The organism is Enterococcus sp. E4-223 (assembly GCF_035727065.1).
Taxonomy (GTDB): domain Bacteria; phylum Bacillota; class Bacilli; order Lactobacillales; family Enterococcaceae; genus Enterococcus_B; species Enterococcus_B faecium.
This window is the reverse complement of sequence record NZ_JAPMLH010000007.1, coordinates 37486-50306: the sequence shown is the minus strand read 5'-3', so window position 1 is coordinate 50306 and position 12821 is coordinate 37486. Positions and strand designations below refer to the sequence as shown.

Below are 12821 nucleotides of genomic sequence, written 5' to 3'. Positions count from 1 at the left end.
TACTTGGAAGACATTGGAGGAATCACAATGAGAAAAAGTAAAGCAATAATGATTGGTGCCGGTATTGCCAATATGGCAGCGGCTGTTTATTTGATTCAAGAAGGCAAATGGAAAGGGGATCAGATCACCTTTTATTCATTGGATGATCACGGTTCAAATGATGGTGCACCGACCGACACTGTAGTGGATGAATATTGGAATAAAAACCATCCATTAGAAAACCAAAAAGGCTATATTGCTCGAGGCGGTCGCATGCTTAATTACCGTACCTATGTAGATTTGATGGATCTGTTAAGTCGAATACCTTCTGTTACTGAGCCAGGGATGACTGCTGAAGAAGATACGAGAGATTTTGATGCAAAACACCGAACCTTTGACAAAGCACGTTTGATGGAAGGTGGCAAAGGAATCATTGATGGCGGAAAACTGGGATTCAATAATAAAGACCGTATTCTTCTGACTAAACTGATTGCTATGCCTGATTCAGAAGAAGAAAAACTAGACAATATCACTATCGAAGAATATTTCAAAGATGATCCACACTTTTTTGAAACAAACTTCTGGTTTATGTGGGAAACAACATTTGCTTTTAGAACACGTAGTTCTGCTCAAGAATTGCGTCGCTATATGCATCAAATGATTTATGAATTCACTCAAATCGAACATCTAGTGGGCGTCAATCGAACACGTTACAATCAATACGAAAGTATTATGCTTCCTTTGATCGAGTACTTGAAAGAACAAGGATGCAAAATCATTTTGAACCGCCGTGTCACTGACTGGGAATTCAAAGAAACACCGATGCAAGATGAAATCACTGTGACTGGTTTGAAAATGACCAATACACTGACTCAAGAAGAAGAACACGTTGTGGTCGATGAAGATACAGCAGTTATTTTCACTAATGGGTCCATTACAGATTCAGCTACTTTAGGAGATTACGAAACACCAGCTGTAGAAAATATGGATTATGGTGCAGCTTCTAGTCTCTGGAAAAAAGCCAGTGAACGTTTCTACAACTTGGGAAATCCTGACAAATTCTTTGCTGATCGAGATGCAAGCGAATGGGTCAGCTTTACCCTGACGACGAAAAACCATTTGTTGTTGAATGAAATCACCCGTATCACGACTCAAGAACCAGGAAATGCCTTGAATTCATTTATTTCAACCACACCGATCACGCCGTTAGGCCAAAAAGATGTCAATATGTCTATCGTCGTGCATCATCAACCGCATTTTACGTCTCAGAAACCAAATGAAACAGTTATTTGGGGTTATTTCCTTTATCCAAGACGACGTGGCGAATTTGTGGATAAACAGTATATTAAAATGAATGGAAAAGAAATGTTAGAAGAACTGATCGGACAACTTTCAAAAGTAGATCCTGGACCAGTAAATATTCGTGAAAAAGAAACAGAAATTTTCGACAGCGTGATAAATAATATCCCTGTCTATATGCCTTATGCTTCCGCGTTGTTCAATAATCGTGCCAAAAGCGATCGGCCAAAAGTCATTCCTAAACATTCGACCAATCTGGCCTTTACAGGAGAATTTGTCGAGCAGCCTTATCAGATGATCTTTACTGAACAAAGTGCTGTACGTTCTGGAGAAATCGCTGCTTTCCATTTTGCGGGTATTCCTATGTCCCGTCTTGTCAAAACACCGCGTTACGACAAAGATATTCCTACTCTAGCTCGTGCCGCAAAAAAAATGTTTGAATAACCAAGAGGTTGTGAAAAAGCTGCCCTGCATCAAGTAATAAGAGTAGCCAAGCTAAAACAGCTTCTTATGTTTTTGACTTGGTTAGACTTATTACCGCAGATGCAAGCTTTTGAACACCGTTTACCAAGAGGTTGTGAAAAATCTGCCCTGCATCAAGTAATAAGAACACCCAAGCTAAAACTGCTTCTTATGTTTTTGACTTGGTTGGACTTATTACCGCAGATGCAAGCTTTTGAACACCGTTTACCAAGAGGTTATGAAAAAGTCGTTTAGTTTCGAGTATGAAGAAAAATTTTGTGAAAATGGTTCCTCACGTTTTTGCATAAATTTGACTTAATACCGAGAAACTGATCCCTTCTGTCATAACCTCTTTTTATTTATGTCTGTTTCTTTTTGAAAACAACCATTTTTTCAACGTTTACTCTCTTGCCAATCCAACATCATCTAACGGATACAACTATTTCAATGATTACCATTACACTAAAAAATCGGAAACACACCTCTCCGAACACAAATACATAAGACTATAGAATGTTTCATTTAAGAAAAAAAGCGTTTCATTATCAAAAAGGTAAGTTCTCCTTTAAAATGAAATTATCTGTAGTACTAATAATGCAGACAATTTTATGAATCTGAAAGGAGCATCTCCAATGAAAGCAGTCACTTGGCAAGGAAAACAGAAAATGGAAATCAGAAACGTAGATGATCCAAAAATATTAGAACCAACAGATGCAATCATCCGTATCACAGCAACAGCCATTTGCGGCTCCGATCTGCATCTTTACCATCATGGTGAAGCAGTTTTGGAAAAAGGGTATGTTGTAGGACACGAACCAATGGGAATCGTTGAAGAAGTGGGATCTCAAGTTCAAACATTGAAAAAAGGGCAACGTGTGGTTATCCCTTTTAATATTAGTTGTGGTCATTGTCATTTCTGCCTGAATCACATGGAAAGCCAATGTGATGAATCAAATCCAGATCAGTTATATGGCGGGCTTTTCGGATTTGGCAAGTTGAACGGTAATCATTGGGGTGGTCAAGCGGAATATCTAAGAGTTCCTTATGCAGACTCTACTTCATTTGTTGTACCAGATAATGATCTTCCTGATGAAAAAGTTTTATTTCTATCAGATATTTTGCCCACAGCTTATTGGAGCGTTGAAAACGCAGGAGTAAAAAAAGGCGATACAGTTGTGATTCTAGGTTCTGGTCCAGTCGGTCTATTCGCTCAAAAATTCGCTGTTATGGCTGGAGCAGAGCGCGTAATCGCAGTAGATCCAGTACAGCACCGTCTAGATAAAGCGGCTAATTACAATGGGGTTGAAACTTATTTCTTAGAAGACACGGCACAAGCTGGAACAGAATTGTATGAACTGGCTAAAGGTGGCGCAGATGTCATTATCGATTGTGTAGGAATGGACGGATTAGAGCCTGTCAAAGAAAAAGCGAAAAATTTAGTAAGCTTACAAAGCGGCACAATCTCTCCATTACAGATGGCATCGCAAGCTGTCAAAAAATTTGGAACAGTCCAAGTAACTGGTGTTTATATGACTCCAGCTTCTTCTTACCCGCTGCAAGAATTTTTTATGCGGGATATCGCTGTCAAGCATGGACAGGCACCAATTATCCATCTAATGCCAAAAATTTACGAAATGATTGCAGAAGGACTATTCGATCCTACACAAATCATTACTCATTCGCTGCCACTATCAGAAGCAGCACAAGCATATGAGATCTTTGACAAAAAAGAAGATAAAAATATAAAAGTTGTTTTGAAACCTTGAATTCAGTAAAAAATACAGGTGATTTTCTTTATGCCCAAAATCAAACGAAATACCCATGAGATCGAAATAGGAAAAGAAGAAGATATCGAAATACGAGGACGTCGCTTCCGCTTCTATTTCCAAAATCGTTACACATTGATCTCACTGGCTGTCGATTTATTAACCGGGATTTTCTATATTTTTGGAAGCCTTGCTTCCTTAACTAAAATCCCCGATCGATATGGCACCTATTTTTATTTGGCTGGTGCTATTTTCTTGACGATTCGTCCTATTCTCAGAATCGTAAGGAACATTTTTATTTACGACGAAAAAAAAGCAATGAAGAGAACAAGCAAAAAAAAAGAGGCATGAGAATTTTTCAAATCTCATGCCTCTTTTTTCACCCTATCGTATCACTTTGATACAGACGAGCGGTCGTCCCACTTTCTTCCTTGACCATTGTCAAAAATGTCCACTCGTATCGTTCATAAAACGTGGTATGATCTGTAATTAAGTAAAGTTTTTCGTACCCAAGTTGATGCATTTCTTTTCTGATTTCCGCTAATATCCGCTTGGCTATCCCCTGCTTACGCTTTTCCGGTTCAACAAACAGGGCACAAAGATTTGGTGTCAAATCAGGGCGGTTATGGAAGTCGTTTTCAATAACGCCCGCTCCTCCGACGATGGTTTCTTTTTCATCTAAGACCACATACCATTGAGGAATACTTTCCTTATTAGCGATTCCAGTACGAATACTTTCCTCATACACAACAGCAGGAACTCCCCATTTTGATGAAAACCAATTCGCGCTTTGTTTTACTAATTCTGGGTGTTCTCTTAATTTGATCCAGTTATATGTAACCAATGTTTAAACCTCCGACTAAAATAAAACGTTTACAAAAATTATACAAGTCTTTATGAAAATTAGCAATGACAACAATAGTGATGTAAAAAAAAAACGGAAAACAATCACTTGTTCTCCGTTTTTTGATTAATCAAGCATCTAAAGCTTCTTTTCTTCTTTCTTGGATCGTAGCTACCTTGACGAACGGTAGATAGATCAAAATAGAAAGAACCAAATTGACAGCGGCTAGCACACCACCTGCAATACTTTTTGTTGCCAATACACCGCCAATAATTGGTGGAGTTACCCATGGAGGCATAACGGTAGCTGCTGGCACTAAACCTGTAGAAGTCGCAAAGTAAGCAACACTAACTAAGACCATTGGTGTCAAAATAAATGGAATGAACATGATCGGGTTCAACACGATAGGTAACCCAAACATCGTTGGTTCATTAATATTGAAGACACCTGGTGCAATCGACAAGTTTGTTACAACCATATATGGTTTGTTTTTACGTCCTACTAAATAAATAGCTAACAGTAAACCTAAAGTTGCACCTGTTCCTCCTAAGTTGACAAAGCTGTCAAAGAAAGGTTTGTTCACGATAAACGGTGCGCTATGTCCAGCTGCGATTGCATTAACGTTTGCTTCAATGGCTGGCGCATTGATTGTTTGCATCAAAGGATCGACCATATTCGCTCCGTGTAAACCAAAGAACCATAAGAATGGTGTGATAAATGCAAGCAGTAAGGCAGATGGATAAGAGTTTGCAAGTCCCATAAATGGTTCTTGGACCACTGTATAGAAAGAACCTACGATATCATCAACACCGAATGCAGCAAAAATTGCAGCAACTAAAGCAAACGCAGAGATAGTGATCATTGCTGGTAGTAATGAAGCAAATGCTTTTGCAACTGCCGGTGGCACACCATCAGGCATTTTGATGATCAATTTTTCATTTCCGCTTAAACGTACAAAGATTTCTGTTGAAATAATCCCAACAATAATAGCAATAAACAAACCGTTTGAGCTCATACCTAATGCTCCGCCTAAAGCGAAGAAAGAACCTAAAGAAATCACACCTGCGGAAACACCGTCTTTTCGGTAGCCGTTAGCTAAATGATAAGCAAGCAAGAAAGCAATCAAGACAGAAAGAATGGCAAATGTACCGTTCCAAGCAGCAGCCCCGAATCCTTTCCATGATTCACCACCAAAAATTGAGTTCATCAATTCTTGGAACCCGGGAATCGGTAAGTTATTGATCATTACTGCTAATGCTCCTAAGATCATTAACGGCATACTCACCATAAATGAGTCCCGAATCGCAACTAAATGCCGTTGTGCACCAATTTTTGATGCTACAGGTATAAAATGTTTCTCCATAAATGCAACAAATTTATCCATAAATCTTCCCTCTTTTCTTTACTGTAGATTACGCGTTCAATCGACGATACAGATCAATGATCTCTTTTGCTAAATCTGTAAAAGCTATAGATGTCATCAGATGATCTTGACTGTGGACCGTCAAAAGCGTGACTTCAACGTGATTTCCTTGTGCTTCTTGTGTCAGCATCTCTGTTTGAGAGTGATGTGCTTGGACTAAAGATTCCTCTGCATCTTTGATTTTTTCATCTGCTAAATTGAAATCACCTTTTTTCGCAGCAGCAATCGCTTCCATTGCATCGCTTTTTGCATTTCCGCCAAACATGATCAGACCCATGATGGCTTCTAGATTTTTTTGATCTTCCATTTATTGTATCCTCCGATAATTTTTATTATTTGTTTATTAGTTTTTCTGCTTGGTCGAGTACTTTTTCACCATTCATCATGCCATAGTCAGCCATATTGATTACATCTAAAGGAATGCCTTTAGGTGCTAGCTTTTCAGCAAATTGATTTTGCATAAAGCGTACTTGCGGTCCTAAAAGTAAAACGTCTACATTTTTAGATTCTAGTTGATTATCCGCATCTGAAGCAGATACAGCAAAGATGTCTGCTTCCATTCCTTTTGCTTCTGCTGCCTTTTGCATTTTTGTGACTAGGAGACTTGTACTCATTCCAGCTGAACATACAAGCATGATTGTTTTCTTTTCCATTTTAAACACGTTCCTTTCTATACTTACACTTGTATATAAGCAAGTAGCGTGCCAACTTTAAAAGCGCTTTAAAAAGTTGATATCATCACATTTAAGGTCTATACCAAGTTGCATACACACTAAAAAAGAAAGCGCACACTAAACACACAAATTAATTTTTATTACCTTTTTTCTTTTAACGTGCACAAAAAAAGTTGTGACACAAAACTTGTCACAACTTTTTTCGAATAAACGGTATTCAAAAGCTTGCATCTGCGGTAATAAGTCCAACCAAGTTAAAAACATAAGATGTTGTTTTTACTTTGCTGTTCTTATTACTTGATGTAGGACAGCTTTTTCACAACCTCTCAATAAACGGTGTTCAATCAGCTGACCCTGGGTATTAGCTCAAAACGCTGGATTCACAACCTCTTTTATTTCAAATAACCAGTAAATACAATGAACATCTACAAAAAACTTCTATTTATTTATAGATTTCGTCAGGCAAATCCAATTCTCTCTTATCAATCAAAGTCTGATACCACGAAGCAGATTTTTTCAATGTTCTGCTTCGTTCATCGTTCAATTCGATTCGAACTAATCCATATCGATTCTTAAATGCATTCATTGGTGACACACAGTCAGTGAATGCCCATAACATATAGCCTTCGCAATTTGCGCCTTCTTCTGTTGCTTTGATCAAGTAATGCAAATGCTGTCCGATAAATTCGATACGGTAATCATCTTGCACGATTCCTTTCTCATCCATATACTGTTCTTCATGTTCTCTTCCCATACCGTTTTCTGTTATCAGCCAAGGGATATTATGATAATTTTCTTTTAGATACATGGCTATATCATACATGATTTTCGGATAGATTTCCCATCCCCTGGAATTATTCATTTTCTTCCCAGGTAAATCAAAGACCTCATAATATCGTTCTGGATGGAAAGGTGTCTCTTCATTCCATTGATAACGAGGAGCGCGAACACGTTTAGGATAATATTGATTGATTCCAAGGAAATCTACTGTATGATGCTGAATCGTTTCTAAATCCTCTGTTGCAGGATCGAAATAAATCGATTGTTTTTGACACAACTCCAGGAACTCTTCTGTGTAGTACCCTTTTACCATCGGATCAAAAAATACTCGATTATAAAACAAATCATACATATAAGCAGCTTTTTGGTCTTCTGGAGAATTGGATCGAGCATAGACCATTTCAGGATTTAAAATACAGCCAATCCTTCCACCGTAATTTCCGCTGCGGTAAATCTCTACTGCTTTAGCCGTTGCTAAAACTTTATGATAATTCCACATCATCCACTTTTTTGTGTTTTGTTCATGCGGCCAGCGAACAGCATCCAAATAGCAACGCGTTTGGGGAACGATTGGTTCGTTGAATGTAAACCAGTTTTTTACCCTAACACCGTAACGATCAAAGGCAATTTGAGCATACTTAGCATAAAAATCAACTACTTTTCTTGAAGACCAGCCATCATATTTTTCCAAAAGAAAAGCTGGGACTTCATAATGTTCCAAACAAATCATCGGTTCTACGTCTGCTTCGATCAAAGAGTCGATCATTTCACTTATATGCTGAGCATATTCTTCATCTACTATACAGTTCTCATAATCAGTAAAAAAACGAGCCCAATTGATAGAAGTCCGATAATGTGTCAGATGGATGGATTTCATCAGATCCACATCCTGCTGGTATTGTTCCATAAAATTAGTTGCTACGGCTGGGCCATACCCATTATGCCAAACAAAATGTTCATTTTTATACCAGCTATCTATAAACGAATCCTGTCCTTCTTTTTTTCCTTTCCAACCTTCCGTTTGCCAAGCAGAAGATGCAGCACCAAGAATAAAATTTTTTGGAATAGTAATTTTCATGATTCCCTCCTGTTTTTTAGACCCCATCATTTTCCACACGATTTGCTACTTTTACGAATGGCAGATAGATCAAAATAGAAACAATAATACAAACAAGTTGCGTAATAACTGCACCGATATTTCCTGCTGTTGCTAGATAAGCATTGACGATCGGCGGCATTGGCCAAGGGACCATTACAACTGCTTTCGCCGCAAATCCTAAAGCGGTTGCAAAATAACCAATCGTTCCTGTGATAAGAGGCGTTAAGATAAACGGAATAGCTAAAATTGGATTCAGCATGATCGGCATACCAAAAATAACTGGTTCATTGATGTTGAAGATCCCAGGAGCAAGGGATAACTTGGTGATTTGTTTCATATCTTCCCGTTTTCCAACTAACAATACTGCAATCAGTAAACCGATCGTGACTCCAGACCCACCCATACTCATATACATATCCCAAAATGGCATAGTAATAATGTTCGGTACTTCTTTTCCAGCTTCAAAAGCTTCCGTATTTACAGCAATTGCCGCTAAAAGCAACGGTTCCCGTATCGGCTTCACCATTTGATTTCCATGGATACCAATCACCCAAAAGACTTGCGCAATAAACATCAATAGCAAAATACCCGGTAACCCTTGTACGACACCTTCTAATGGTCGTTGTACGACATTGTAAATGATATCATAAAGGTACATTCCTGTAAGTTCTTTGATGATAAATCCCGCAGCCGCGATACCCGATACAGTCAGAATCGTCGGGAATAAAGCAGAAAAACTAGCAGAAACATTCGTTGGCACGGTATCAGGCATTCTCAGCTGTAGTTTCTTCTGTTTCCTCAACCAGCAATAAAGTTCAATAGAAAGGATGGAGACCAACATTCCCAAAAATAACCCTTTCGTGTCTGTATATTGTTTAGCCAATACGTTTTCTACTATAACAGTCTGATTTTCATTCACTAATTCATAAACAGTTGGATTAACAGATAAATAAGACATCACTGCGATGATACCAGGGAATACACCATCCACTTTATTCAGCTTGGCTAATTCGATCCCTATCAGAAAAACAGCATAGATGGTCAAGAAACTTAGTGTGACATAGCTGATGGCAGATGCGATAGGCTTTAATTCTTCTAAAAAACGCAAGAAACTTATCTGTGCTAAGCCATTTTCCGAGTCAAAGACCATTGCTGAAAACAATGTGCCAAAAGCACCCGTAATAATTACCGGAATCAATGCAGCAAATGCGTTTTTTATCACCATGATATACCTTAAATTATTGATTCTCGTTGCCACGTTCCCTAAAACATTGGCTAATTTATCCATAAAACTCATTCCAGATCCCCTCATTCCTGCTTCTTCTCCTTGACGTCATCTCTTTTTGACTATTAGTCAGCGCTTACATTTTGTTGAACAGAAACTATTTACTCCTCTTTTTTACCAAATATAAAACAAAAATTCATCTGATGTATTTATCATAAAATACATCAGATGAACTGTCAATTAGTTTCTTTTTCTCCTATTATTTTCTGTAATTCTCTCCGATTTATTGCCATATGGACAGTCATTGCATCAAACGCAGCAAGTGCATTCCGCCTTTCGATGGCCTGAACGATCTCTGTATGAATATCGATCGTCTCGATTTTCAGATGCTGGATATCATAATTTTTATTAAACAAAGCAATTGATTCATTAATGATTGGGATAATATGTAGCAAGGCTACGTTTCCGCTAGCTTCTGCAACCATCGTATGAAAATCGATGTCTAATTGAACATGTTCTTGTGTGCCTTCTCGAAAAGAAGTTTCAATCTTTTGCGTTAATTTTTTCATTTGGACGATTTGATTCTTCGTTGCATATTCCGCTGCCAAACCTGCCATCTTAGGCTCCAATAAATATCTCAGTTCAAATAAGTCTCGTATCATCCGATCCTGATCTTCAATCAAAGAAAAACCGAGTGGGTCATTGGCAATCCCTCGCTTATCACTGACAAATGTCCCCGCTCCTTGCCGAACTTCAAGGATATTCCTGGAAGCTAGAGCCCGCACAGCTTCTCGCACCGTGCTTCGCCCCACCTCTAAATAATCGGACAATTCATATTCATTCGGCAATTTATCTCCTACTTGCAACTGCATTTCCTTTAAATATCTAAGGATCTTGTCAGTAGTTACTTCTACTAGGGTTTTATTTTCTTCCAAACCACATACCTCCTTTTCATCTGATGTATTTTTTCGTAATTATTATAACACGTTTGAATCATCTGATGATTTTTTGTATACAAAATTGATTAATCCGTTCATAGACATACAAACGAAGAAGATATTTACCATAAAAAAGACTAGGATAAAATTCACTCCTAGCCTTCGATCATTTTTATTTTGAACGACAAAAAATATGATGTTCAATAACAGACGATCTTCATTCGATTCTTGATGTCATCTTTTGTTTTTTTTAATATATGGATAAAAAGTTTGATTACATCGTTTCTATTCTAGAATTTGGTCGATTCTCAATTCTTCTTCTGGTGAGAAATCTAAATTATCCATCATTCGAACACTTTCTTGTAACTGGCTTAACCGACTTGCTCCGACCAGTACACTTGTAACAGATTTTTGTCGCAAATTCCATGCAAGGGCCATTTGCGCTAATGATTGTCCTCGTGATACGGTGATTGTTTGCAGTGCTTTGATTTTTTCCAGAGTTGATCCAACTTGTTCTTCTGAAAGGAATGGTATTTCCTTACGATGTGCTCTAGAATCTTCAGGAATACCATGTAGATAACGATTTGTCAGCAACCCTTGAGCAAGCGGACTGAACGTGATTGCCCCTAGCCCTTCTTCTTCTAATACTGGAGATAGATCGTCTTCTAGTAGTGCACGAGAAAACATATTGTAGCGCATCTGATGAATAATGAACGGTGCTTCCTTTCTTTTTAAAATTTCAGTCATTTTTTTTGTATCTTCTCCATTATAGTTGGATATACCAATATATAATGCTTTTCCTTGTCTTACAAGTTGCATCAACGCTTCTGCTGTTTCTTCCAAAGGTGTATCAGGGTCTGGGCGATGATGATAGAAGATGTCAACATAATCTAGTCCCATTCTTTGGAGACTTTGGTCACAACTTGAAATGATGGATTTACGAGAGCCCCATTCCCCATATGGCCCTTCCCACATATGATAACCTGCTTTGCTAGAAATAATCAGTTCATCACGGTAGGCTTGAAAATCTTCTCTAAAAATACGCCCAAAGTTTTTCTCTGCAGCTCCAGCAGGGCCTCCATAATTATTCGCAAGGTCGAAATGGGTAATTCCCATGTCGAATGCGCCTCTTAAAATCTCTCTTTGATTATGGATAGGATCATAATCACCAAAATTTTGCCATAATCCGAGAGATAAAATCGGTAATTTCAAACCTGAATGACCGGATTTACGATATTCCATTTTTTCATAACGTGCACTATCTGCAATATACAATTTTTCTCCTCCTCATCAAATCTTTTTAAAACGCTTTCTTGTTTTCTATTTTTAGTTTACTACATTTTAAAGAAAAGGAGTTACTCAAAATGATTTTTTCGTATATTTTTTTGCCATTTGTTTTTTACTCGTTGATAGATCAGAAATTGATTACGTGCTTGCTGGATTTTTTTATAGCGTTTCGGTTGTTTTTTGTAAAATTGCTGATGATAGTTTTCTGCTGGCCAAAACGTACCGGCTGGTTCGATTTTTGTGACGATTGGTTGGTGGAAAGTCCCTGAACTGTCTAGTTTCTGTTTTGATTGTTCCGCTAATTCTTTTTGTCGTTCGTCTTGATAAAAAATCACTGGACGATATTGCTTCCCTCTATCTTGAAATTGTCCAAATGTATCTGTGGGATCAGTAATTTGCCAATAGATTGTCAGCAACTCGCTATAACTTATTTCTCTTGTGTCATAAATGATCTTCACAGCTTCCACATGACCTGTGTAACCACCACTTACTTGATCATAATTTGGTTTTTCAACATGTCCGCCCGTGTATCCTGACAAAACAGATAGGATCCCTTTTTTCGATTCAAACGGCTCGACCATACACCAGAAACATCCCCCTGCAAATACTGCACGTTCTTGATAGTCAGCATCTTGCATGGCATGCTTGGAAAAGTCATATTTTTGCTCCTTATCAAATCCTTCCGTAATCAATAAATAAAAGTCCATTACATCAGGCGTCAGATTCATTCGGATAGCTAATGGACGTAGTGTTGCTTCTAGTTTTGATAACTGTTCTTTAACGGATATATTTTCTCTTATGTCATTCTTTATCTGAATCAATACTTTTCGTTCCCAATCTCGTGTATTCGGATTCAAAATCAGATTATAAAGTGTTTGAATGAATATTTGTTCCTCATCCATAGATTCTCCTCCTTTCCGAAGAAGACAAGCTAGTGACTTTAGCTGTAATTTATCATAAAGTGAGGAAATAAGCGATTGAATCGTATTTATTCAAAGAAGATAAGCAGCTTCAGATGATATAAGATGATCTTTATCTTAAAAAG

General features: G+C 37.9%; 12 protein-coding genes. 3 read left to right on the top strand and 9 right to left on the bottom strand.

What is annotated here, in order from left to right; genetic code table 11:
* Nucleotides 1-27: 27 nt before the first annotated feature.
* The 3 genes from OS139_RS10250 (at nucleotide 28) to OS139_RS10240 (ending at nucleotide 3857) form a co-directional block, all read left to right on the top strand.
* Nucleotides 28-1722, top strand: coding sequence for an oleate hydratase (locus OS139_RS10250; protein ID WP_002299871.1), 1695 nt, complete (start codon nucleotides 28-30; stop codon nucleotides 1720-1722).
* A 650-nt stretch (nucleotides 1723-2372) separates the two neighbouring features.
* Nucleotides 2373-3506, top strand: a complete 1134-nt coding sequence (locus OS139_RS10245) for an alcohol dehydrogenase catalytic domain-containing protein (protein WP_002299903.1) — start codon at nucleotides 2373-2375, stop codon at nucleotides 3504-3506.
* A gap of 30 nt (nucleotides 3507-3536) precedes the next feature.
* The gene (locus tag OS139_RS10240) at nucleotides 3537-3857 is read left to right on the top strand and encodes a YrhK family protein (RefSeq protein WP_002287574.1); all 321 of its coding nucleotides are present in this window, start codon (nucleotides 3537-3539) and stop codon (nucleotides 3855-3857) included.
* 28 nt (nucleotides 3858-3885) lie between these two features.
* On the opposite strand, the gene OS139_RS10235 is transcribed toward OS139_RS10240, so the two are convergent.
* The 9 genes from OS139_RS10235 to msrA all read right to left on the bottom strand — a co-directional run bounded on the left by OS139_RS10235 (nucleotide 3886) and on the right by msrA (nucleotide 12678).
* Nucleotides 3886-4350, bottom strand: coding sequence for a GNAT family N-acetyltransferase (locus OS139_RS10235; RefSeq protein ID WP_002287575.1), 465 nt, complete (start codon nucleotides 4348-4350; stop codon nucleotides 3886-3888).
* 130 nt (nucleotides 4351-4480) lie between these two features.
* A complete protein-coding gene (locus tag OS139_RS10230) occupies nucleotides 4481-5734 on the bottom strand; it encodes a PTS sugar transporter subunit IIC (protein WP_002287577.1) in 1254 nt (417 codons plus the stop codon).
* A 28-nt stretch (nucleotides 5735-5762) separates the two neighbouring features.
* Complete coding sequence (locus OS139_RS10225; protein ID WP_002299897.1) at nucleotides 5763-6080, bottom strand: PTS lactose/cellobiose transporter subunit IIA; 318 nt, start codon at nucleotides 6078-6080, stop codon at nucleotides 5763-5765.
* Nucleotides 6081-6105: 25 nt separating this feature from the next.
* Nucleotides 6106-6426, bottom strand: a complete 321-nt coding sequence (locus OS139_RS10220) for a PTS sugar transporter subunit IIB (RefSeq protein ID WP_002287582.1) — start codon at nucleotides 6424-6426, stop codon at nucleotides 6106-6108.
* 463 nt (nucleotides 6427-6889) lie between these two features.
* The gene (locus tag OS139_RS10215) at nucleotides 6890-8305 is read right to left on the bottom strand and encodes a glycoside hydrolase family 1 protein (protein WP_002331958.1); all 1416 of its coding nucleotides are present in this window, start codon (nucleotides 8303-8305) and stop codon (nucleotides 6890-6892) included.
* Between the two features lie 16 nt (nucleotides 8306-8321).
* Entirely contained in the window at nucleotides 8322-9638 is a 1317-nt protein-coding gene (locus OS139_RS10210; RefSeq protein WP_002307860.1) for a PTS sugar transporter subunit IIC, read from the bottom strand.
* Between the two features lie 149 nt (nucleotides 9639-9787).
* Nucleotides 9788-10486, bottom strand: coding sequence for a FadR/GntR family transcriptional regulator (locus OS139_RS10205; protein ID WP_002331959.1), 699 nt, complete (start codon nucleotides 10484-10486; stop codon nucleotides 9788-9790).
* Nucleotides 10487-10774: 288 nt separating this feature from the next.
* Entirely contained in the window at nucleotides 10775-11731 is a 957-nt protein-coding gene (locus OS139_RS10200; protein WP_442784198.1) for an aldo/keto reductase, read from the bottom strand.
* A 113-nt stretch (nucleotides 11732-11844) separates the two neighbouring features.
* Nucleotides 11845-12678: a peptide-methionine (S)-S-oxide reductase MsrA gene (gene msrA / locus OS139_RS10195; RefSeq protein WP_002307856.1), complete on the bottom strand. Its 834-nt coding sequence runs from the start codon at nucleotides 12676-12678 to the stop codon at nucleotides 11845-11847.
* Nucleotides 12679-12821 lie beyond the last annotated feature (143 nt).